Origin of the sequence: Acinetobacter sp. SM1B (assembly GCF_003289665.1) — a bacterium.
In the GTDB taxonomy this organism is placed as follows: Bacteria; Pseudomonadota; Gammaproteobacteria; order Pseudomonadales; family Moraxellaceae; genus Acinetobacter; species Acinetobacter schindleri.
This window is the reverse complement of sequence record NZ_QMBM01000001.1, coordinates 2,385,184-2,407,208: the sequence shown is the minus strand read 5'-3', so window position 1 is coordinate 2,407,208 and position 22,025 is coordinate 2,385,184. Positions and strand designations below refer to the sequence as shown.

Annotated in this window: 21 protein-coding genes and 1 riboswitch; of the genes, 10 read left to right on the top strand and 11 right to left on the bottom strand. The window is 44.2% G+C overall.

What is annotated here, in order from left to right; all coding sequences use genetic code 11:
* Nucleotides 1-124: 124 nt before the first annotated feature.
* The gene (locus C8322_RS11625; protein ID WP_004810132.1) at nt 125-940 is read right to left on the bottom strand and encodes a DsbC family protein; all 816 of its coding nucleotides are present in this window, start codon (nt 938-940) and stop codon (nt 125-127) included.
* Nucleotides 941-1,037: 97 nt separating this feature from the next.
* A complete protein-coding gene (gene xerD / locus C8322_RS11620) occupies nt 1,038-1,955 on the bottom strand; it encodes a site-specific tyrosine recombinase XerD (RefSeq protein WP_004810130.1) in 918 nt (305 codons plus the stop codon).
* A 174-nt stretch (nt 1,956-2,129) separates the two neighbouring features.
* On the opposite strand from xerD, the gene C8322_RS11615 reads away from it, so the two are divergent.
* The 5 genes from C8322_RS11615 to ftsW all read left to right on the top strand — a co-directional run bounded on the left by C8322_RS11615 (nt 2,130) and on the right by ftsW (nt 7,256).
* Nucleotides 2,130-2,390 (top strand): FeoA family protein, encoded by a 261-nt coding sequence (locus C8322_RS11615; protein ID WP_004810128.1) that lies wholly within the window; start codon nt 2,130-2,132, stop codon nt 2,388-2,390.
* Entirely contained in the window at nt 2,387-4,243 is a 1,857-nt protein-coding gene (feoB, locus tag C8322_RS11610; protein WP_004810126.1) for a ferrous iron transporter B, read from the top strand. The genes C8322_RS11615 and feoB overlap by 4 nt, the downstream gene beginning before the upstream one ends.
* A 36-nt stretch (nt 4,244-4,279) precedes the next feature.
* Nucleotides 4,280-4,531: a DUF6587 family protein gene (locus C8322_RS11605; protein WP_004810124.1), complete on the top strand. Its 252-nt coding sequence runs from the start codon at nt 4,280-4,282 to the stop codon at nt 4,529-4,531.
* 161 nt (nt 4,532-4,692) lie between these two features.
* Nucleotides 4,693-6,039, top strand: coding sequence for a UDP-N-acetylmuramoyl-L-alanine--D-glutamate ligase (murD, locus tag C8322_RS11600; protein WP_111810652.1), 1,347 nt, complete (start codon nt 4,693-4,695; stop codon nt 6,037-6,039).
* A gap of 20 nt (nt 6,040-6,059) precedes the next feature.
* Nucleotides 6,060-7,256 (top strand): putative lipid II flippase FtsW, encoded by a 1,197-nt coding sequence (gene ftsW, locus C8322_RS11595; RefSeq protein WP_004810120.1) that lies wholly within the window; start codon nt 6,060-6,062, stop codon nt 7,254-7,256.
* Here the strand turns inward: ftsW and C8322_RS11590 are convergent.
* From C8322_RS11590 to C8322_RS11560, 7 genes are all read right to left on the bottom strand, one after another.
* Nucleotides 7,245-7,505 carry a zinc ribbon domain-containing protein gene (locus C8322_RS11590; RefSeq protein ID WP_004896373.1) on the bottom strand — a complete coding sequence of 87 codons (261 nt, stop codon included), beginning with the start codon at nt 7,503-7,505 and terminating at the stop codon, nt 7,245-7,247. The genes ftsW and C8322_RS11590 overlap by 12 nt on opposite strands.
* A gap of 49 nt (nt 7,506-7,554) precedes the next feature.
* Nucleotides 7,555-8,502 (bottom strand): tRNA glutamyl-Q(34) synthetase GluQRS, encoded by a 948-nt coding sequence (gene gluQRS, locus C8322_RS11585; RefSeq protein ID WP_048881738.1) that lies wholly within the window; start codon nt 8,500-8,502, stop codon nt 7,555-7,557.
* 2 nt (nt 8,503-8,504) lie between these two features.
* A complete protein-coding gene (dksA, locus tag C8322_RS11580) occupies nt 8,505-9,032 on the bottom strand; it encodes an RNA polymerase-binding protein DksA (protein WP_004810113.1) in 528 nt (175 codons plus the stop codon).
* A 210-nt stretch (nt 9,033-9,242) separates the two neighbouring features.
* Nucleotides 9,243-10,055 (bottom strand): 3',5'-cyclic-AMP phosphodiesterase, encoded by an 813-nt coding sequence (gene cpdA, locus C8322_RS11575; protein ID WP_111810651.1) that lies wholly within the window; start codon nt 10,053-10,055, stop codon nt 9,243-9,245.
* Nucleotides 10,056-10,060: 5 nt separating this feature from the next.
* Entirely contained in the window at nt 10,061-10,684 is a 624-nt protein-coding gene (locus tag C8322_RS11570) for an NUDIX domain-containing protein (protein WP_111810650.1), read from the bottom strand.
* A gap of 75 nt (nt 10,685-10,759) precedes the next feature.
* Nucleotides 10,760-12,655 carry a phosphomethylpyrimidine synthase ThiC gene (thiC, locus tag C8322_RS11565; RefSeq protein WP_004810108.1) on the bottom strand — a complete coding sequence of 632 codons (1,896 nt, stop codon included), beginning with the start codon at nt 12,653-12,655 and terminating at the stop codon, nt 10,760-10,762.
* A gap of 86 nt (nt 12,656-12,741) precedes the next feature.
* Nucleotides 12,742-12,872: riboswitch (TPP riboswitch) on the bottom strand.
* 91 nt (nt 12,873-12,963) lie between these two features.
* Entirely contained in the window at nt 12,964-14,004 is a 1,041-nt protein-coding gene (locus tag C8322_RS11560) for a hypothetical protein (protein WP_004810106.1), read from the bottom strand.
* 293 nt (nt 14,005-14,297) lie between these two features.
* Here C8322_RS11560 and C8322_RS11555 point away from each other — a divergent pair, with 293 nt between their 5' ends.
* From C8322_RS11555 to C8322_RS11540, 4 genes are all read left to right on the top strand, one after another.
* Nucleotides 14,298-15,641, top strand: coding sequence for a TolC family outer membrane protein (locus C8322_RS11555; protein WP_111810649.1), 1,344 nt, complete (start codon nt 14,298-14,300; stop codon nt 15,639-15,641).
* Between the two features lie 483 nt (nt 15,642-16,124).
* Nucleotides 16,125-16,310 (top strand): hypothetical protein, encoded by a 186-nt coding sequence (locus tag C8322_RS11550; RefSeq protein ID WP_008306839.1) that lies wholly within the window; start codon nt 16,125-16,127, stop codon nt 16,308-16,310.
* Nucleotides 16,311-16,327: 17 nt separating this feature from the next.
* A complete protein-coding gene (locus tag C8322_RS11545) occupies nt 16,328-17,461 on the top strand; it encodes a glycosyltransferase (protein ID WP_228156505.1) in 1,134 nt (377 codons plus the stop codon).
* A 1-nt stretch (nt 17,462) separates the two neighbouring features.
* Entirely contained in the window at nt 17,463-18,419 is a 957-nt protein-coding gene (locus tag C8322_RS11540) for a hypothetical protein (protein WP_228156504.1), read from the top strand.
* An 87-nt stretch (nt 18,420-18,506) separates the two neighbouring features.
* Here C8322_RS11540 and C8322_RS11535 read toward each other — a convergent pair whose 3' ends face one another.
* Nucleotides 18,507-20,309: an ABC transporter ATP-binding protein gene (locus C8322_RS11535; RefSeq protein WP_111810647.1), complete on the bottom strand. Its 1,803-nt coding sequence runs from the start codon at nt 20,307-20,309 to the stop codon at nt 18,507-18,509.
* 150 nt (nt 20,310-20,459) lie between these two features.
* On the opposite strand from C8322_RS11535, the gene C8322_RS11530 reads away from it, so the two are divergent.
* Entirely contained in the window at nt 20,460-21,083 is a 624-nt protein-coding gene (locus tag C8322_RS11530) for an alpha-ketoglutarate-dependent dioxygenase AlkB family protein (RefSeq protein WP_103799979.1), read from the top strand.
* Nucleotides 21,084-21,198: 115 nt separating this feature from the next.
* Here C8322_RS11530 and C8322_RS11525 read toward each other — a convergent pair.
* Nucleotides 21,199-21,950, bottom strand: a protein-coding gene (locus tag C8322_RS11525; protein ID WP_228156503.1) for an IS5 family transposase whose coding sequence is annotated in 2 segments (ribosomal slippage) — nt 21,199-21,716 and nt 21,716-21,950 — 753 coding nt in all. Because the reading frame shifts where the segments join, the coding sequence is not laid out codon by codon here.
* Nucleotides 21,951-22,025 lie beyond the last annotated feature (75 nt).

The following is a 22,025-nucleotide window of genomic DNA, read 5'->3' as shown; positions in this document are numbered from 1 at the left end:
ACACTCCAAATATAAACAGTTTTTTACGAGAGCCTAGATCATAGCTAAAAAAACGCGCTGACTCTAGGGTGATCTCAGAATATCTTTATGTATAACATAAAGTAAAATAACTTATTAAAATGAGTTATTTAAGACGGTCCAAAAGTTCAGCGGTCGACATGTATCCGCCCAGGTAAACACCCTCTGAACTATAGACACCCGGGGTACCGTTCACACCGATATTCAGACCCATTTGATATTGATCTTTCACAGGATTTTGACAGGTTGCTGGTGTAATTGATCCACCGGCAATAGCGGTATCAAAGGCAGCACGACGGTCGGCACTACACCAGATTGCTTCCATGGCTGGCATATGCTGCTCACCACGTGGCCATGCGATATAACGTACCTCAATGCCTTTATTGTTCATCTCATCCATCTGTTCGTGGAATTTATGGCAGTACGGGCAGCTAACATCGGTAAAGACATAGATAATATGCTTGGCTTTGTTGCCTTTGGCAGGGTAAATCAACAGGTCTTCGGCTTTTAGTGCTGCAAAGATTTTCTTGTTTACATCGGATTGCAGGGTTTCGCTGACATTGTGCAGCTGTTTGTCACCCAGGCGGATCACATCACCCTGAATGATGTATTTACCATCACTGGTCGCATAGACAGACGACATGCCTTCCAAGCTGACCCAGAACAGATTTGGTACTTCAGTGGTTTTAACGCCAGTGATTTTTGCCTTAATACCAGCCTTTTTGAAGTGACCTTCCAGGGTTGAGATCAGGCGTTGCTGAGCATTACGTTCTGATACGGTAGATGCTTCACCCGTCGCTGGTGCACTTGCAGTTAAAGTATCTGACTTTTTATCGTTTTGATTAGAGTTGGAGCAAGCAGTAAGACTGAAACCTGCAGCAAGCATACATGCGATAAACAGACTGGAGCGGGCAAATGTCATGGATAACCCTTTTTGTTCTTAGATAAAAATAGATGCCTAGCATAACAAAAAAATAGTTTGCAGGTTGAACTTCTCTGTACACGTTGTCAGTTCAGGTTCAGGCCCGTGGATGATGTGACGCATGCAGCTGTTGCATACGCACTTGTGCCACGTGGGTATAAATTTGGGTGGTCGACAGGTCACTATGTCCCAACAGCATCTGCACGACACGTAGATCTGCACCATGATTCAACAGGTGGGTGGCAAAGGCATGACGCAAGGTATGGGGAGAAAGCTCTGCCTGAACACCGGCCTGTAGTGCGTAACGCTTGATCGCATACCAAAAATTCTGTCGGCTCATGATGCCACCATGCTGGGTCAGGAACAGATAGTCGGTTGCTGTCTTGTACAATTGCGGACGTGCTTCATTCAGATATTTCTCGATCCATTCGCAGGCGACCTGCCCCATGGGTACTAATCGTTCTTTGTTGCCTTTACCTACGATACGCAGATAGCCCTGTTTTAGATTAATCAGTTCCAGTCGCAGGTTGAGTAGTTCTGTCACACGTAAGCCACAGGCATAGAGCACTTCCAGCATCGCCCGGTCACGTAAACCCAAGGCAGTATTGATATCCGGTGCATTGATTAGTGCTTCAACATCGGCTTCAGAAAGATCTTTGGGCAGGGCACGTCCCAGTTTTGGTGTCTTGTGTGCAGCAACCGGATTGTCATTTCTCAGCTTTTGTTCACGCAAGAATTTATAAAATGAGCGCAGGGCGGACAAACAGCGTGCAATTGAACGTGGACTTTTTTGCTGTTTGGTCAGCTCAATCAATACATCCGAGACATCATCATGATCCCATTCTGGTAAGGCTTTAGTTAGACAACTACTGCATTGAATTAAATCAGATAAATAGGCATTCCGTGTATGAGGACTCACGGTTTGTGCAATCAGATAGTCACGATAGCCGTGCAGAAACTGGGTACTTTCTGGAATCTGGACAGGAGCGGGAATACGGGGTTTTTTATTCAACATAGGATGAAAGAATCTGATCTAAAAAAGCGATAATGAGTATTGATATTCTCCAATGTAGTTTAATTTTATTACAGTGTCGATGTGATATAAGCTAAATCGGTTTGTAATTAATCTTATTTGTTAATTATTCTCATTTGTTTGTATACTGTACAAAATAGTTTAGGAATTTTCGCGGTGCGTTTGTCGGATTTGAAAGTGAAGCAAACAGCTATCATTCGAAAGGTTAATCGAACTACTGATGGCGAGGGCGCTCAACACGATGTCGTGGCGAGTCGCCTGGAAACGTTGGGTTTTGTGCCTGGCACAGAAGTGCAGGTCATTACCAAAGGTATTTTTGGTGGGGATCCGATTTTAATTCAGGTCGGTTTTACCCGTTTTGCCCTGCGTAAGTCAGAGGCAGCCAAAATTGAAATTGAAGCTGGAGTGTCGGCATGAGTGATGCCTTACGTATTGCCCTTGTCGGTAACCCTAACTGTGGTAAAACCTCATTATTCAACCATTTAACAGGTACACGTCAAAAAGTCGGCAACTATGCCGGAGTGACAGTAGAACGTAAAGTCGGTCACTTTACTTTGCCATCGGGCAAGGCTGTGCGTGTACTGGATCTGCCGGGGACTTATAGTCTGGATGCTACCAGTCCGGATGAAGCGATTACCCGTGATGTTGTACAGGGCAAAATTGCAGATGAAGAACAGCAGGATGCATTCCTGTGTGTGGTCGATGCCACCAATCTGAAACTGCATCTCGGTCTGGTTCTGGAAATGATCCAGCTCGGCCGTCCGGTGTTACTCGTTCTGAACATGATGGATGAAGCACGCCGTCGTGGGATGCAGATCAATACCCAGAAATTGTCCGAGCGTTTAGGTGTACCTGTCGTTGAAACGGTTGCAGTGCGCAGGTCAGGTGTTGAAAACCTGATGAATGCACTGGATCAGGGAAAATATGCTATTCCAGAGACTGAAATGACTGGCTTAAGCGGTGACAGTCATCACAAAGTTGAAAGCATCCTGAAAGATGTGGTGAACTTTGTAGATCAGGAAGACAAGCGCACCGATTTTCTGGATAAAATTTTCCTGCATCCGGTACTCGGTCTGCTTAGCCTAGCGGTGATGATGTTCGTGATCTTCCAGGCGGTATTTGCCTGGGCGGCACCCTTCATGGATGGGATTGAAACCTTCTTCGGCTGGCTCGGTGAGGTAGTCGGAGACAACATTGCCCATCCTTTGCTGAATAGTCTGCTCGTAGATGGGATTATTGCCGGTGCCGGCGGCGTTGTGGTGTTCCTGCCACAGATTCTGATCCTGTTCTTCTTTATCCTGGTATTGGAAGAATCCGGTTATCTGCCACGTGCTGCATTCCTGCTGGATAAATTGATGTACAAAGCCGGTCTTTCTGGTCGTGCCTTTATTCCATTATTGTCCAGCTTTGCCTGTGCAATTCCGGGCATCATGGCGTCACGTACCATTAGTGATCCACGTGACCGTTTGACCACAATTTTTGTAGCACCCTTGATGACCTGTTCGGCTCGTCTGCCGGTATATGCATTGCTGATTGCCGCATTTATTCCATCACAGTCGGTCTGGGGTATTTTTAACCTGCAAGGCTTGGTGCTGTTTGCTCTGTATATGGCAGGCATTCTAAGTGCGCTGATTGTTTCGTTTGTGTTGAAGTTTTTCAGCAAAGACAAATCAGAGCATATGCTGCTAATGGAACTACCAAGTTATCGTTTTCCAGATATCAAGAACGTCTGGATTGGTCTGCTGGATCGTGGCAAGATCTTCTTGAAGCGTGTGGGTGGCATCATCTTCGCATTGTCGATTCTGCTGTGGTTCCTGTGTACCTTCCCACAACCGCCTGAAGGGGCCACGTTACCAGATATTGATTATTCCTTTGCAGGGATGATTGGTCATTTTATCCAGCCGATCTTTGCACCGTTGGGCTTTAACTGGCAGATCTGTATTGCGCTGATTCCGGCAATGGCAGCTCGTGAAGTGGTTGTGGCTGCACTGGGTACAGTTTATGCCTTGTCAGCAGTTGATGAAGATGCGATGTCTGAAGGGCTTGCAGCTTTGATTAGCGGTGGCGGTGACTTAGGCTGGACACTGGCAACCGGTTTATCGTTACTGGTCTGGTTTATCTATGCGCCGCACTGTCTGGCAACTTTGGCAACGGTAAAACGTGAAACAGGTTCATGGAAAACTGTGGGCTTTATGACAGTTTATCTGTTTGGTCTGGCATATATCATGTCATTCCTGACTTATCAGATTGCTTCACACTATTTCGGTTAATACTGACTGAAATAGTACAATGAAGGGGAGATTGAAATGATTGAAATTCTGATTGTAACGTCACTGGTGCTTTGGAGTGCAGTGGTGGTATTTAAGAAGGTATTTCCGAATACTTCACGCTCGGTCTTCCTGAAGCTATCCAATGCTTGTGAAGCCCAAGGCTGGCATAAGCTGGCGAAATGGTTAAAACCTGCGATGGCCAGTGGTTGTGGAGGCAATTGTGCCTGTCCGGCATCCGAGCAGCCAACAGAGAAAAAGCCTGCTCAGCAAGCAGTGAAATGGAAATAATTTTCCAGCAAACTTAAAAGTGAAAAAGCCATCATTTTTATGATGGCTTTTTTATGCAATATACAAAAAAATCTGCAGAAAGATGAAACAGAAAAAGCATTCAAAACGGCAAAGTGCTAACATTTCAAAAGTTTCAAATTAGACCAGAACATGAGGCAAAAATGTTAATACAACGTGGTGGACTTAAGGTCGTTGCAGGACTTGGAATTTCAGGTGTTGCAGCAGTCAATTTCTTACATGACAAGGGCTACCGCGTTGCAGTAACAGACTCCAGGGCAAATCCACCGGGGCATGACCAGATTCCTGCCGAAGTACAAACCAGCTTTGGTAAATTTGACCAGGAATTATTGCTATCAGCAGAAGAAATCGTCATCAGTCCGGGGCTTGATCCGAAACTTCCTGAAATTCAGGCAGCGATTGCTAAAGGTATTCCGGTGGTGAGTGAAATCCAGATTCTGCGCCGTTCTACCGATAAACCCATTGTTGCGATTACCGGTTCAAATGCCAAAAGTACCGTCACCACATTAATTGGTCTGATGGCCGCAGATGCAGGTAAGAAAGTGGCCGTTGGTGGCAACCTTGGCCGTCCTGCGCTGGATCTGACCAAAGATGATCCTGAACTTTATATTTTAGAGCTTTCAAGTTTTCAGCTGGAAACCACGTCGAATCTGAATGCTGAAGTGGCAGTCGTGCTGAATATGAGCGAAGACCATCTGGATCGTCATGGTGACATGATGGGCTACCACACAGCAAAACACCGTATTTTCCAGGGTGTCAAAAAAGTGGTGTATAACCGCGATGATTCACTGACTCGTCCACTGGTTCCGGATGTAACGCCAATGCAAAGCTTTGGTTTAAATGCACCTGATATAAACCAGTACGGCGTGTTACGTGACACGGATGGCACGATCTGGTTAGCGCGTGGACGCGAACGTTTATTGAAAAGTTCTGAGATGTATATTCAAGGCACGCACAATGTCGCGAATGCTTTGGCCTGTTTGGCTTTGGGTGAAGCGATTGGCTTGCCAGTAGATAGTATGCTGAAAACACTAAAAACCTTCAAAGGGCTGGAGCATCGCTGTGAATTTGTCAAAGAAGTTAATGGTGTGCGTTATTATAACGATTCTAAAGGTACCAACATCGGTGCGACTCTGGCCGCTTTAGACGGTCTAGGTGCGGCGATCGAAGCACAAGGTGGGAAAGTGGCAATCATTCTTGGTGGCGAGGGCAAAGGCCAGGACTTCACTGCTTTACGTAATTCATTGTCTAAATACGCGAAGGTAGCGGTATTGATTGGTGTAGATCGTCCAATCATTGAAGCAGCAATTGAAGGAACCACGACACTTGTGCATGCGGAAAGCCTGCAGGAAGCAGTAGAAATCTGCCAGAGCAATACCCAGCCACATGATGTCGTGCTATTGTCTCCGGCATGTGCAAGTTTTGATATGTTCTCAGGCTATCCTGAGCGTGGCCATCAGTTCGTTGCGTATGTCAACGCACTTAATTAAGAACAACAAGGATTCGTGATATGGCTGAGTTTGCTCAGACTGCGATCAATAAAATTACTCAAATCTACGAGCAGTGGCTACCTAAGTTACCCGCTGAAGTTAATCCACGTAATGTGCTGATTTTCTGTGTATTGGCTTTGCTGTGTATTGGTTCAATCATGGTGGCATCCGCTTCGATGCCGTATGCAGAACGAATTAATGGCAATGCCTTTCACTATATTACCCGACATGCCATCTCGATCGGGGCTGGGGCAGCAGTCGCCTATGCTACTTATAAGATTCCTTTAAATCGCTGGTTTAACAGTACTTTCTTTTTATGGTTTGTGACCATTCTGCTGCTATTGGCAGTATTACTGGTCGGTACTGAAGTCAATGGTTCCAAGCGCTGGATTCGTCTTGCTGGCTTTACCTTACAGGCTTCCGAAGTAGCGAAGGTAATGATGGCAATCTTCACCGCAGACTACGTAGTACGTCGTGCTGAAGAGGTACGTAACAAGATTTCCGGTTTGGGACGCTTAAGTATCATCATGGGGGCAACCATCCTGTTGGTTATGCTTGAGCCGGACTTGGGGGCAACTGTGGTCATCACGTTAACCATGCTTGGGGTATTCTTCCTGGCAGGTGCACCGTGGAACCAGTTTGGTCTGGCCTTCGGCGTCATTATTGGCGCGTTGATCGCTGCAATTGCTTTTGAGCCATATCGTCTGCAGCGTTTCCTGTCTTTCTCGAATCCTTGGGAAGATCCGCTGGGTACGGGTTATCAGCTATCCAATGCGCTCATGGCTTTTGGTCGTGGAGAATGGACGGGTGTCGGTCTGGGACACAGTATTCAGAAAATGTCTTACCTACCTGAAGCGCATACCGATTTTATGCTGGCAATTCTGGGTGAGGAATTCGGTTTTCTGGGCATTGCGATCGTTCTGATTCTGTCTTTCAGCATGATTGTCTGCTGTATTCGCATTGGTCATCGTGCCCTGAAAAATCATTACCTGCGTGCTGGCTATCTAGCATATGGCATCAGTATTATTTTCCTGTTACAGGTTTTGGTGAATGCAGGCATGAACATGGGCATGCTGCCAACCAAGGGTTTGACCCTGCCATTTATCAGTTATGGTGGTTCTTCGCTGATTATGTGTGCCATGATGATCAGCCTGATTCTCAAGATTGATGCCACGACTCGTGAAAGTAATCCAAGCCGTGAGGAATCAAGCTTCTAGATTAGACTGACGGTTCGAGTCAGGCTGGGCATGGTCGAGAACTGTGCTTGGCATGACCGTACCGCAGTGATTGCAGCGCACAAAAGCATCCTTGGCTTTCGACAGGGGAATCAAGGGAATAAAGAATAAGGAAAAATAATTACGCTGCTGTCTCAGCTCGTAACCGGCTCGGGTTCGGCACACTGGACATAAGAACTGACTTTTTTCGATGACTTTGGTTTTCGGTCCAACACCAAAAATAAAAAACATAGACTGACTTCCACCTGAATTTTTCTTTAGCTTAAGCCAAAACAGCCCTTTATAAATAGTAGCCTTGTAGCTCAGTTGTGTGTGGAATCCGTTCGATATTCCATTGTGCCACTGCCTGTTTCAGCATTTTTTCCGGAGTGTCCAGTTCAACTTCAGCCTGGTGCAAAGCTTTAAGTACCTGTTTTAATAATTGCGGCGCCTGAGTTAAATCCAGTGCTTGCGCCAGATTCTGTTTAGAGAGTTTCTGACCCTGATCATTCATTGCGAGTGGCAGGTGCATATACTGCAGACGAGGGTAGCCGAGCAATTGGCCTAGATAAATCTGACGTTCGGTATTATCCAGCAGATCCGCGCCACGTACCACATGAGTTATGCCTTGCAGGTAATCATCCACCACGACTGCCAGCTGATAGTTAATGATGCCATCACGGCGCTTCAGGACAAAATCTCCCAGATCATGCTTAAGATTAGAGCAATGATGACCTTGCAACGGATCATCAAAACAGATTTCGACATCTTCAACTTTTAAGCGAATCGCCTGATGTCCGAAAGCTAAGCCTAAATCACGACAGGTATCCTGATAGATATGATTGGAACCGAGCATCTTGCGCGTACATTGGCAGGCATAAACTAGACCCTGCTGACGTAGCTGTTCAATCACAGCATCATAAATGTCCAGGCGGTCTTTCTGAAAAATGATTGCGGCATCGGGATCGAAACCAAAGACATCCATGGCACGAAGAATATGATCTTCACTACCGGGATAAATGCGGGGAATGTCGGTATCTTCAATACGAACCAGCCATTGACCCTGATGGGCACGGGCATCGCAGTAGCTGGCGACTGCAGTAATGAGGGAACCAAAATGTAAAGGGCCGGTTGGCGATGGCGCGAACCGACCTGAGTAGCGAGTTAGCGAAACATCGTTTCGCCGCTGCGCATGAGGAGCATGCTCCGCAAGGGAGCTGTGCTCGGCTGAGGAATTCTCAACAGTCACGATTAACCGTTATTTTGCTTCTCTTTGATTTCAGCAAGAGTCTTACAGTCAATACACAAAGTCGCAGTTGGACGAGCTTCTAAACGACGCAGACCGATTTCGATACCACAAGTTTCACAGAAACCGTAGTCATCATTTTTGATTGCTTCGATAGACTGTTCGATTTTGCGGATCAGTTTACGTTCCCGATCACGGGTACGTAGTTCAATCGCAAATTCTTCTTCTTGTGTTGCACGGTCGTTTACATCTGGAAGTGCCGTATTTTCGTCTTGCATGGTATTCAGCGTACGGTCAACTTCAGTCATCAACTCAGCTTTCCAAGCCAGCAGAATCTGGCGGAAGTGCTCAAGCTGACCTTCAGACATGTATTCTTCATTTTTTTTCGGTTGATAAGGTTCGATACCAAATAAGCTAGCAGTAGAACCACCTTCAGTCGTTTTTGGCTTAGATTTGCGCACACGTTTTGTAGCTTTTTCATCTACCACATCAGTTTGTTCATCTAAGACTTGATTTTGGTTGTCATTCGCCATTTAGGGCATTCCTCATCATATGCGTAGGTAACTACGCAAAAAATATGGTGATATGCAAATTTTTATCCACCCTGAAGAAGGATTATCCTCCTATAGGGGTCGTCATCATATAGACTTTTTATGCGTTTTGATAGTCTTTGATGGCGGGATTGTAGATATCACGTTTCCTTTAAGAGCAATAAAGTAAAGCAAAAAAAACAAATTGAAAAGTTAATAACCTGAAATTTCAGTATTAATTTTAGCTTGCTTTAAAACCACCCTTTGAATGTAAGTCTGGTACTCACCATTGTCTTTTAATTGTAATACGCGATAGCCGGGCTGTGCCTGGTCTAAGGCAAAATTTTCGCTCAAGGGTTTGAACTGTACACTGGTTGAAGGGGTGGACAGATAGCGCACACCCTGCCATTCATTTTCAGAATCCTGATGCACATGTCCAAATAGCACCATTTTGACATTGGTATGTCGTGCAATCACATCTTTCAATGCTTCTGAATTTTTCAGCCGATGCTGGTCAATCCAGTGTGATTGCATCGCAAAAGGATGATGATGACAGGTCACGATCACATACTGCTTGCTATGCTCAAGCAATAACTGTTCCAGCTGATCCAGCTGTTTTTGTTCTACCCAGCCATCGACCCGACCCTTTACAGCACTGTTGAGCAGAATTAAAGTCCAGCAACCAAAGCTAATCGCATGCGCTTCATCACTATTTTTATAAAAAGGAAAAATAGCGAGATAATCATCATGATTACCTGGAATCTGATAATGCGGCACATTCCAGGCCTGCATAAACTGTAAGTAACGTTGATAGGTAGATTCTGCTGCAACCTGGGCCAGATCTCCGGTATGTACCAAAGCGTCAATATGCGGAAAACGCTGTTGAATGTCGTGTACGACCTCTAAAAAGCTCTGCTCCGGATTCATGCGGGCAAATTCAAGCTCAGGCTGATCCATCAGATGCGTGTCTGAAATCTGGATGAGCGTCCAGACTTTTTCAGATGCAGGAGTAGAGGTCTGTGTCATCTGATCTACTCCTTTGGATAGGCTGTTGAGATATGTTGCTGTAACCACTGTAATGCCATAATGACGGGCGCATTTTTGAGGCGGTTATAACGGAATAATTCTGGAAGGTGGGCATAATCAAAAATATGCAGCTGGATATTTTCCCCTTCATCCGGCATGCCATATACACCGCCATGTTCAGGCAGTTCCGCCTGAGCCACATAAAGGTGGAACAGTTCAGAGCAGGCACCCGCTGAAGGATAGAAACTATACAGATGTTGCAGCCCCTGGATTTCACAGCCAGATTCTTCCAGTGCTTCACGACGGATGCAGTGCTCTGGAGATTCATCATCATCTAAAACCCCGGCAATGATTTCCAGCTGCCATGGGGAATCGGTATCATCCAGTGCTCCAATACGGAACTGCTCGATCAGGGCAAATTTTTGTTGTTGGTCATTATAAATCAGCACCCCAGCTGCAGGACGCCGCGCAATCAGTTCACGCTGAATCGGAGGAATATATTTATTGCTCTCAAAAAGACGATGACTCAGCTGCACTTTTTCGACTTTCACGAATCCTTGATACAGATATTCGCGCTGTTGCAGGTCGACATCATTATAGTTATAGGACGCTTGCTGAATAATCTTCATAAATCAGAAAAGGATGAAAACATTTATTTCATCCTATCTGAGTTTTTAGCAAAAACAACTGATTTTCAGTGGGAATTAGACTTTATGATATAAATTTCGACCACTTTCAATGAAGCTGGTTTTCATGCTGTTAAGACCTGCTTCAACCTCTGGATCAAGCTCTGCTGCCTGCTGTGCATTTTTCTGATTATTCGCATAATCCCGCACATTCTGGGTGATCTTCATCGAACAGAATTTCGGACCGCACATCGAACAGAAATGCGCTGACTTGTGTGCCTCTTTCGGCATGGTCTCATCATGCATGCTGCGCGCCGTATCCGGGTCCAGACTCAGGTTAAACTGATCTTCCCAACGGAACTCAAAACGGGCTTTGGACAGGGCATTGTCACGTGCCTGTGCACCCGGATGGCCTTTGGCCAGATCCGCTGCATGCGCGGCAATCTTGTAGGTGATGATACCGTCTTTGACATCCTTTTTATTTGGCAGACCCAAATGTTCTTTTGGCGTCACATAACACAGCATCGCGGTGCCATACCAGCCGATCATCGCGGCACCAATGGCAGAAGTAATATGGTCATAGCCCGGTGCAATATCGGTGGTTAAAGGTCCCAATGTATAGAAAGGCGCTTCTTTACAGACTTCCAGTTGCAGATCCATATTTTCCTTGATCATATGCATTGGCACATGTCCCGGACCTTCAATCATTACCTGTACATCATGTTCCCAGGCACGATGGGTTAGTTCGCCTAGGGTACGCAGTTCGGAGAATTGCGCTTCATCATTGGCATCCTGAATACAGCCCGGACGCAGACCATCACCCAGACTGAATGAGACATCATAGGCTTTCATGATTTCACAGATTTCATCAAAGTGCGTGTACAGGAAGTTTTCCTGATGATGGGCCAGACACCACTGCGCCATGATTGAACCACCACGGGATACAATCCCGGTCAGACGGTTCGCAGTCAGTGGGACATAGCGTAATAACACGCCAGCATGAATCGTAAAGTAATCCACGCCCTGTTCGGCCTGTTCAATCAGGGTGTCTTTAAAGATTTCCCAGGTCAGGTCTTCGGCTACGCCATTCACTTTTTCCAGCGCTTGATAAATTGGCACAGTACCGATTGGCACAGGGGAGTTACGGATAATCCATTCGCGGGTTTCATGAATATTCTGGCCTGTAGACAAATCCATAATCGTGTCAGCACCCCAGCGGGTTGCCCAGGTCATTTTTGAAACTTCTTCTTCAATCGATGAACCCAGTGCCGAGTTACCGATGTTGGCATTAATCTTGACCAGGAAATTACGCCCGATGATCATCGGTTCGCATTCAGGGTGGTTGATATTGGCTGGAATAATGGCACGGCCCGCTGCAACTTCCTGACGCACGAATTCTGGTGTGATTTCAGTCAGGTTTTTCGCACCAAAGTTCTGTCCGGCATGCTGGCGCATGTCGACACCTTCACGCTGGCGCAGGTTTTCACGAATGGCGATGTATTCCATTTCCGGTGTGATAATGCCTTGCTTGGCATAGTGCATCTGGCTGACATTATGACCGCGTTTAGCACGACGAGGTTTTTGAATATGTGCAAAGCGGATATTGGCAGTACGGATATCGCGTAGGCGCTGGCGACCAAATTCGGAACTTAAGTCTTCTAGTACTTCGCTATCACCACGCTGTTCAATCCAGCTTTCGCGTACATGCGGCAGACCTTTGTTCAGGTCAATCGTGATTGCAGGATCGGTATAAGCACCAGACGTGTCATACACCATTAAAGGTAGATTTTTTTCACCGCCCAGGCCAGTCGGCGTATCTGTCAGTGAGATTTCACGCATTGGCACCTGAATATCAGGGCGTGAACCTTGAATATAGACCTTGCGGGAAGCTGGTAAAATACGGGTGAGATCTCGAGCTTCCTGCTCATGATGAGCATCAGTTGCGGGAGTGGAGAGATTCGTTAATTGGTTCATGGCAATGATCCTTAGAATGACATCAACGAATCAAGCACGACCAAAAACGCAGGCGGATCTATCTTATAGATAGAAAGAGGGCTTTAAGTTTTTAGAGGCTTGATTCCTACGCAGGTCTTAACCTGATCAGGTTCAACGGTACTCACCATCAAATTGCACTTTAAAAGGCTATTTTGGTGATCTCAGCGAGTGATTACTCGCGCTCCGTCAAGCTCAGGCGATCATATAATAGTTAGGGGATAAAAAGTAGACGTGATTCGCTACTTTCTAGCAGAAATATGCAGTAAAGATTTCAGGGAAAAAGGCTGTTATAAACAGATGGCGTCCCTGAAACAGTCTTTTTTATAGTCTTGGGCTGGCATCTGAATTCCGGAATAATGTGCAATCTGTTCCCAGGTTGAACGGTTCTGATATTCGCTGTCAAGCACCTGTTTGCGCTGCTCTTCATTCATATCCAGAAATTCTAGAAAGCGTTGTGCCTTGGAAGTGATGCCACCTTCATTGCCTTTAGACAGACCGATAATGGTTTCCAGATGGCTATGATCAACGGCATAACGATCCCGGTAATCCTGGGAAATTGGCGCACTATTCATGCCATGAAACAGGAAGTAGCTGTATTGCTGTAGCAGATATTCAGCATCCTTTTGGTAAGGGCTTTGCGGAAAACGCTTGAGATAATCCTCCCAGTCCAGAATACGCGCAGCAATTTCAGCAGGTTCAATCATTAAGCGTTGTTGCGTGAATACTGGTTCAAGATTCTGCTGAGATAAAGTTTCAATAAAAGCACGTTCTGCTGCCGGGAGATAAGGTGCAAAGATACGAGCCAAATATTCAGGACTACGACGATAAGTCAGTTGCTGTTGCCCTTGCTCCACCACTTCGACATATGCTTGTCCTTTATGTTTAAGCAGGTACTGGTCACGGGCAGTCAGTTCAACAAAATGACTTTGCTGAATGGTCGGATGTTGAGCCATTTCCAGCGCATATTGTTCAAATGCACGTTGCTGGGCTGGTGTTCTTTCAACTTTCAGGAAACGGCTATACATGGCATTGGCATGACGCATCAGGTTTTTTTGCTGTTTATGCTCTAACAGTGGCAGACACACTTTAAGATTCTGATTGATCTGCTCAAGCGCAAAAGTCGTGCGCTGGTCATCAATTTCAGCCATCTGTTTTTCAATATTCTGGCACATCAGGCTAAAATCTTGAGTTGCAGTATTTTTCTTGACACTGGTTTCAGCAGGCTCAATTTCGACCTGCGGCTGTTTGGGCTGCTGACAGGCAAGCATCAGCAACAGCAACAGGGCAAGGCAGCTGGCAACTAAAATTGAGGAAAAACGTGTAGACACTATAACTCTATGCTCTGATACAAATAATGAATAACAGCGGGGAATGCGCCTATTGTATACATCTTGTGCCAACAGACTGTTTAGTATTGTGAAGCTGTTTGTTAAGCTGTTGTCATCGACTCAAAAATGTGAATCAATATAGGATAAGTTCACTTATTTGAATTAAAAAAATTAATAAAAATCATACGTAAGTTTAGGAATAGACAAGTAATATTTGTATCACTTTAAGATTCAAGCATTTGGCTATATTTTGTTAGGTATGACGATACAGCAGTTAGGGATTCACATTATAAATGAAGATAAAATTCATCCTTAGTGCCAGCCTATTGTGTTCAAGTTCTGCCGTATGGGCACTGGACTTGGTTGAGGCTTACGAACGTGCCAAACAAAATGATCCAAACTGGCAGGCCAATGTGCTGCAATATGAAGCCGACCAGCTGAATCTTGGAATTGCCAGCGGTAATTTACTTCCAACTGTAAGCCTGTCGGGAAATGTGACCCGAAAAAACCAGTCGACTGATAATTCTGGAACACAAGGCTTGCCTGCGGAATTTGGGGAATTACAGGGTTCAAGTACAACCACCCGACAGATTGCTGTGACTGCGCGTCAACCTTTGTTTCGCTGGGATGCCTGGCAAGGCTACAAGCAGGTCAAAACCTCAGTAGAACTGAGTGAAGTCAATTTGCGTCTGCAGAAGCAGCAGCATATTTTGCAGGTAGCAGAAGCTTATTTTAATGTATTACGTCAGCAATCCCTGACCAGTGCCTATTTACAGGAAGAGCAGGCACTGGCTGAACAGTTGCGCATGATGAATGCCAAACTCAAAGAAGGTCTGGTAGCACGCAGTGATGTCAGCGAAGCCAATGCCCAATATCAGAGTGCTCAGGCCAACCGAATCGCTACCCAAGTACAGTTGGTGTTGGCACAGGAGCAACTGGCGCAGTTAATTGGTCCTTATCAGGATAATCTGGCGGTCCTACGCAATGATTTCCAGTTCCAGAAACCATTACCAGCCAATATCCAGTCCTGGACCGAACTGGCACAAAGCCAGAACCTGGAAATTCTACAGGCTCGTCTGCAAAAGCGTTATTCCGAAGATGCCAAACGTGTTGAAGAAGCAGCACGCTATCCGCAAGTTGAAGCAGTGGCAACTTATGGTTATTTGAAACAGACGCCAGAAACCGTTTTATCTTCTAATGGAGACTTTGATCAGGTCGGAGTAGAGGTCAACTGGAATCTGTTTAGCGGTGGCCGTACCAGCAAGAATATCCAAAAAGCAGGGGTGCTGGTGCAGCGTAGTGATGCCCAGCTGGATGCTGCGATACGTAGAGCCAATACTGATGTGAAACAGTCTTATCTACAGGTGGAAACAGATGAAGCCAAGCTGAATGCCCGCAAGGCGGCAATGGAATCAGCAGAAATTGTTTCTCAAGCATCCCGCGCACAATATCAGGAAGGGCTGAAAGCTATGGTGGATGTGCTGCTGGCACAGCGTAATGCTTTTTCTGCCAAAACTGATTATCTGAATGCTAAGTATGATTACCTGATTCATGTGCTGCAGTTGCAGGCCTCAGTAGGGCAGCTCAATGAACAGCAGCTAGCGGAAATGAATGCCTGGCTAGTAGAATATAACTAAAATCTAGCAAGCTCTTTTGAATAGATTGCTACCCTACTTTCATTATTGCAGTGCTTTAGGACTGGGGGGATTTCTCTCTAATACGGTTCGATGCAGCGTTAATTTTCTAGGTAAATAAAGCTATAAAGAGACGTCGATTTATAGTAAATTTTTATTATAAATTAATAAAAATGAAATCCTAATTATTTGTTTAAGATAGTGAATCATTTAAATGTTAATAATTTTTTAAGCAATAAACTAATGCAAAAGTTACAAAAAATATATTTTTTAATAAAAAAATAATACAAAAAAGCGTGCAATTGTGCGAAATGTGACCCAATCTCCCTTGAAAGTGTGAAGTAGTTCTTGAATTCACGCAGGCATATTTAATGCAACAGATATTTATGTAAGAAAATATCCGCATTTCTTCTGATCACATAATTAATTCTATTTAGGATGGTTTAGGCATCCTATTAAGCAAATTCACGCATTGAAGAAAAATCTATGATCATAGATGAAAATAAAAAAGCAGGGTCTGGGCTTTACTTTACTGTACAGCTTAAGTTCGTTGTAGCATTTATTGGTGCCTGCTTCTGGGCAGGATTTTCAATATGGATCGCTCAAGATTGGATAGATGATCTGAGTAATTATATTGGTCAATTTGCGGCTATTTTTTCGTATATGGTATAGCTATTATTCTTGGTTTTATGAATTCATTTGCAGCTTTTAGTCTGCTGATGGATCGAAGACCGAAGCGAGAACCTTTACCCGTTTATCCTGGGATTACAATGCTGGTTGCTGCCTATAATGAAGCTGCCTCAATTAAAGATACACTGGTCAGTATTGCTCTGCAAAAATATCCAGGACCATTACAAGTAATTGTTATCAATGATGGCTCCCAAGATAATACAGCAGATATTGTTCGACAGGCTGAAGCCAAATATCCTTGGCTAGCCTTGCTGGATTTAAAGAAAAATGCAGGTAAAGCCAATGCATTAAATCAAGGTTTAAAAATTGCCGAACATGATCTTATCATTACCGTTGATGCTGACTCTTACTTACATAAAGTGGCATTGATTAATATTGTTGAGCGCTACAAGTTAGATCCCCCTAATACACGTGCTGTGGCTGGCAAGATTCTGGTGCGTAATTCTCGTGAGAATATGCTTACCAAGGTGCAGGAATGGGATTATTTTCTGGGCATCGCTGCTACTAAACGTTTGCAATCTTTATATCAAGGAACTTTGGTTGCTCAAGGTGCTTTTTCTATTTATGACCGTGATGCATTAATTGAGGTGGGAGGATGGCCTGAATGTGTAGGTGAGGATATTGTGCTGACCTGGGCTTTATTAAAAGCAGGCTATCGTGTTGGGCATTGTGAGGACGCCTGTTTATTTACCAATGCCCCCATGACTCTTAAAGTCTTTGTCAAACAACGTCAGCGTTGGGCACGTGGTATGATCGAAGCCTTTATTAAACATCCCGCTATTTTAATTAAACCAAGATTGTCTACATTTTTTATTCATTGGAATTTATTTTTTCCCTGGTTAGATATTGCTTTTACTTTTGGCTTTATCCCGGGGCTCATCTTGGCATGCTTTGGACACTATTGGATCGTTGGGATTATGACTCTTGCACTATTGCCACTGGCATTTCTACTTGGTCTACTTAATTACAAGATTGAGCGGAGCATGTTCAAAGATTTAGATCTCAAAGTAAGAAAGAATTTTGTTGGTTTCTTACTGTATGTGCTGACCTATAGTTTTTTGCTACAACCCGCCAGTATTTTAGGATATCTGGATGAAGTTTTCAGAACAAGAAAAACCTGGGGGACAAAATAAAATGAGAAGTTATAAAATCTGTCTGTATGGTGTTGCTTTAATCATTAGTATGACGAGTACCAGTAATTATGCAGATGTATTACAAGAAGAGAAAATTGGAAAAGAGCATGCGGCTGGAACTGAATTCTTTTTCAGTGACGATAGCGAAGGTTTCCAGACTCGTAAATTATCAGCAGAATTTTTGCCTCAATATGAAGATGCTGATCATTATTTAGGGGTACGTGGCAGTGCTTATCAATATAGAGCTGATGACTGGAAACAAGATGGTCAGAAGATCTCATTTATTGGACGTGATATTGAATCTGCTACCGCTAATGGCTGGGTCTTAGAAGCGGGGCTATTCGAGCAAGGTGATCATACTTTATTAACCTTCGATGGTAGTTATCGTACGCCTCTTGCAGAAAAGACAGCTATTGAAGTTTTTGCTAACCGAGATTGGGTTGAAACCCAAGCTGCTTTAGAACATGGAACACATTTTACTTTTGTGGGTGCTGCACTGGATCAAGGTCTGGGAGATCATGTCACCGTAGTAGGAGTAGCGGGTTCACAGCCCTTTTCAGATGATAACCGCCGTGATCATGGACGAGTTAGGCTTATCTATCAGCCTTCACTTGACCTAGGCCTGACATTGCAAGCCCGATATCGCACTTATCGCAGTAGTGAGACGGATGTAGGGGGCGAGTACTTCAATCCGAAAGATTATCAAGAAAGCATGTTTGCTATTGGCTGGCGTAAACGTATTTCTGGATGGACTACCGGTATTACTGCCGGGCTAGGCCGTGAAAAAATTAATGATGATGCTAGTCAGAACACACGGTTATTTGAATTGATCTTGCAAAGTCCTGTACGTGGTGAGCAGTTTTTGCGTCTGAATGCTGGATATAACCGCAGTGCTTCTTTCTATGGGCCAGATTATAACTATCGTTATGTTCGAGGTGAGTGGATTTTACGCTTTTAGGCAAATTGAACTGGTTTGCTGAATAGCGGTCTATTAGGCCGCTTTTTTTTAGATCTATGTTTGAGGGAATAGAACTTTTTCAGCTTTTTAACTATGTGTTTCCTCTTCTGCATCTTCCTCAAAGGTCCTCGCAATCTTTTCGATATTGAGGCTCTTTGCCATCGCGTCAAAGATTTGCTTATACACGCCGTCCCGATGATAAAGCTGATCATGCTCGCCATGTTCAGCAATCGCGCCTTCTTTCATCACGTAGGTATAATCTGCATCAATAATCTGCGACAGGCTATGCGAGATAATAATCACGGTACGACCTTGCTTGATCTGATCCAGACTCTGCTTGATCTGTTCAGCAGCAATGGCATCCAGGCTGGCAGTTGGTTCATCCAGAAAAATAATCGGCGGATTTTTCAGGAACATGCGTGCCAAGGCAATGCGCTGCTGCTGTCCGCCAGAAAGCTGCAAGGCATCGGAATCATAACTATTGGGCAACTGTAAGATCTGTTCATGAATCGAAGCTTTCTGTGCGGCCTCAATGACATCTTGCATACTGGCACTGGTCTTGCCATAACGGATATTGTCAAAAATCGTGCCCTGAAAAATATGATTTTTCTGTAGAACTAAGCCAATATGATCACGTAAATACTGGGTGTCATAATCCTGAAGATCAATACCATCCAAGGTGATCTTGCCTTGCTGTGGTTCATAAAATTTATCCAGTAAACTAATCAAAGTGGATTTACCCGCACCCGATAAACCGACCAGCGCAGTGATCTTGTTAGGGCGGATTTCCATGTTGATATCTTTTAGGGCATGGTGTCCATTCGGATAATAGAATTCGACATGGCTCAGCTGAAATTTGCCCTGAACAGGTGGTTTCTGCTGTCCACTGGATTCAATTTCATGATCTGCTTCCAGAATATTAAAGAAGCTCTCGGAATAGATCATGGCATCATTGACTTCATCATAAATCCGGTGCAACGAACGGATTGGTGCCGAGACATTATTAAACAGCAGCACGTGATACATGATCATGCCAATACTCATCTGACCAGCAAGCACAAAATAAGCGGTCAGAATAATGATAAGGACGATGCCAATCTGCTCAATAAAGGTTTTCAGACCATCAAACAGAAAACTGGTTTGACGGGTTTTCATCTGATTATCGGTCAGTTCACGCTGTAGGCCGAGCTGCTTTTTGGACTCAATCGACTCACGGTTAAAGGATTTAATTACGGTTATCGAGTTAATAATACTGAGAATGCCCTGACTCTTTTTCTCGCGACCATCTCTCAAACTACGACGCCAGCCGCCCAGTTTTTGTGCCTGTTTGTAGGTCAGCCAGAAGTAAATTGGTACAATCGCCGTGGCTACCATCCCCACATAAATATTGGCATAGTACATCAGGCCCAAAGCTACAATCGCGCTGGTAAATAGCGGCAGAATATCAATGAAGAAGATCTGCACCAGACGCGTCAGTGAGCCAATGCCACGGTCAATACGGGTTTGCAATTTACCGGCCTGGTTATTGTTCTGATTAAAAAAAGCCAATCGATAGGTCAGAAACTTTTCAATAATGCCTTGTGCCAGGTCCTGAGATACAAAAATTCGCAACTTTTCTCCATAGAATTTTTGTCCAAACTGCACAAAAGCATTAATCACTTCTTTCACCAGCAAGATCGCTGAAATGGTAATCAGGATATGCCAACCCTCATTCAGTCCTTCACCTGCTTCAAGCAGCTTATTGATACTGTCGACCGCATATTGCAAAGTGATCGCGTTGACCTGAGCGGTAAATGAACCGATCAGGGTCAATATCAGGGTCGCAATCACCAGCAGCCGGTAAGGACGGACAAAGGGACGCAGCTTGTGAAAGAGTTGCCAAAGATCCATGCAGTATTATTTTTATTGTGAAAGTTAAAACAAGTTTATGCCCCTGAATGATCATTCACAAGAAGCTGATTTGTATTGATTTGTGCAATTTTAGTTGTGTGCAGAAAGCGAAAATGACAGGATAAAAGCTCTAAAGAGAATGAAACTGACATGACACTGGATTTGTTTTCACCCCAGCCTCAAACCAATCTTTTGCCCTGTGACGGGGTAGTAGAAGACCATGGTCTGATTTTAAATGGAGAGCAAAGTCAGAAATATCTCGACTATTTTTTGCAGCATCTGGCTTGGGAGCAGGATGAGGTTTTCCTTTTTGGCAAGCACCATGTCACTGCCCGTAAAATTGCCTGGTATGGTGATGCAAATTACCAATACCATTATTCGGGCAGCTTGAAGAAAGCCCATATCTGGCAGCCAGCATTATTGAGATTGAAACAGCATATTGAACAGCAGGTAGGTCATCCCTTTAATTCCTGTCTGGCCAACCTGTATGAACATGGTCAGCAAGGCATGGGCTGGCATAGTGATAATGAAGCCAGTTTGATGTCAAAACAGCATGAAACTGTCATTGCTTCTTTAAGTTTTGGTGCTACCCGGAAAATGCGTTTTAAGCATAACTATACTGGGGATCTGGTAGAGTTGCTGCTTCAAAGTGGACAGCTGATTGTGATGCGTGGGCAAACCCAGCAGTTCTGGAAACATCAAATTACCAAGACCACGAAAGTCATTACACCACGGATCAATCTGACCTTTCGCTATTTTTATCCCGAAAATTAGAAATATAGAAGGAGCAATATTATATGCGTATTTATTTAAGATTTCTTGTTTCACCTATCCATTAGATCTCTTTCATAAATCAAAAAACGATCTTCTTTTTGGTTAGGGCGTGTCCTCATTTGGCTTTACACCAAATAAACATGCAAGCAATGTAAATCATAGACTGGTAATTTCGTGCAAGCTTATCAAATCGGGTTGCAATCGCTCGGAAATGCTTCAATCTCGCAAACACATTTTCAACTAAATGTCTTAATTTATATAGATATTTATCAAACACCTTATTCGATCTTTTACTATTTGATCTCATTGGAATGATGGGAATCATATCCTTGTTCTGGGCATATATTCTAATGTGCTCAGCATCATACCCCTTATCAGCAATGAGATAAGTTGCCTCGCCTACAGTATCAATCAGTTGTTTTGCAACTTGACTGTCGTGGACGCCACCCCCAGTGATTTTAAAATCAATCGGTAATCCATTCGCGTCGGTTGCAAGATGTATTTTTGTTGTTCGTCCACCACGTGATTGTCCAATTGCTCTTTCGAAACCATGCCGAGCTCCACTTGCATGTTGATGCACGCGTATGTAGCTTCCGTCAATGAATACCCATTCTTGATCCAAGACGCCTCGTAATCTAAAAAAAATTTATTCCACAATCCCTTGCTTGCCCAACGATTAAAACGATTATAAGCAGTTTGCCAAGGACAAAATTCTTGAGGAATATCACGCCATGTGGCGCCTGTACGCAGTTTCCATAAGATCGCTTCCATGATATTTCTACTATTCTTTGAACGGTAGCAACCATGTAATCGCATAGTATCTTGAATTTGCTGCCAGATATCATCGGTAAGAAGAGTACGTGCCATTGAAAATATAGAAATAAAAATAACTCAAAGGAGGATTTTAAGTATTTAAAACCAATTCTTCAAATGAGGACACGC

Bases quoted from the DNA above. Each gene is read 5' to 3' on its own strand.
- C8322_RS11625 (WP_004810132.1), bottom strand. From the start codon at position 940: ATGACATTTGCCCGCTCCAGTCTGTTTATCGCATGTATGCTTGCTGCA.
- xerD (WP_004810130.1), bottom strand. From the start codon at position 1,955: ATGTTGAATAAAAAACCCCGTATTCCCGCTCCTGTCCAGATTCCAGAA.
- feoB (WP_004810126.1), top strand. From the start codon at position 2,387: ATGAGTGATGCCTTACGTATTGCCCTTGTCGGTAACCCTAACTGTGGT.
- C8322_RS11605 (WP_004810124.1), top strand. From the start codon at position 4,280: ATGATTGAAATTCTGATTGTAACGTCACTGGTGCTTTGGAGTGCAGTG.
- murD (WP_111810652.1), top strand. From the start codon at position 4,693: ATGTTAATACAACGTGGTGGACTTAAGGTCGTTGCAGGACTTGGAATT.
- ftsW (WP_004810120.1), top strand. From the start codon at position 6,060: ATGGCTGAGTTTGCTCAGACTGCGATCAATAAAATTACTCAAATCTAC.
- C8322_RS11590 (WP_004896373.1), bottom strand. From the start codon at position 7,505: ATGTTTTTTATTTTTGGTGTTGGACCGAAAACCAAAGTCATCGAAAAA.
- dksA (WP_004810113.1), bottom strand. From the start codon at position 9,032: ATGGCGAATGACAACCAAAATCAAGTCTTAGATGAACAAACTGATGTG.
- cpdA (WP_111810651.1), bottom strand. From the start codon at position 10,055: ATGACACAGACCTCTACTCCTGCATCTGAAAAAGTCTGGACGCTCATC.
- C8322_RS11570 (WP_111810650.1), bottom strand. From the start codon at position 10,684: ATGAAGATTATTCAGCAAGCGTCCTATAACTATAATGATGTCGACCTG.
- thiC (WP_004810108.1), bottom strand. From the start codon at position 12,655: ATGAACCAATTAACGAATCTCTCCACTCCCGCAACTGATGCTCATCAT.
- C8322_RS11555 (WP_111810649.1), top strand. From the start codon at position 14,298: ATGAAGATAAAATTCATCCTTAGTGCCAGCCTATTGTGTTCAAGTTCT.
- C8322_RS11550 (WP_008306839.1), top strand. From the start codon at position 16,125: ATGATCATAGATGAAAATAAAAAAGCAGGGTCTGGGCTTTACTTTACT.
- C8322_RS11545 (WP_228156505.1), top strand. From the start codon at position 16,328: ATGAATTCATTTGCAGCTTTTAGTCTGCTGATGGATCGAAGACCGAAG.
- C8322_RS11540 (WP_228156504.1), top strand. From the start codon at position 17,463: ATGAGAAGTTATAAAATCTGTCTGTATGGTGTTGCTTTAATCATTAGT.
- C8322_RS11535 (WP_111810647.1), bottom strand. From the start codon at position 20,309: ATGGATCTTTGGCAACTCTTTCACAAGCTGCGTCCCTTTGTCCGTCCT.
- C8322_RS11530 (WP_103799979.1), top strand. From the start codon at position 20,460: ATGACACTGGATTTGTTTTCACCCCAGCCTCAAACCAATCTTTTGCCC.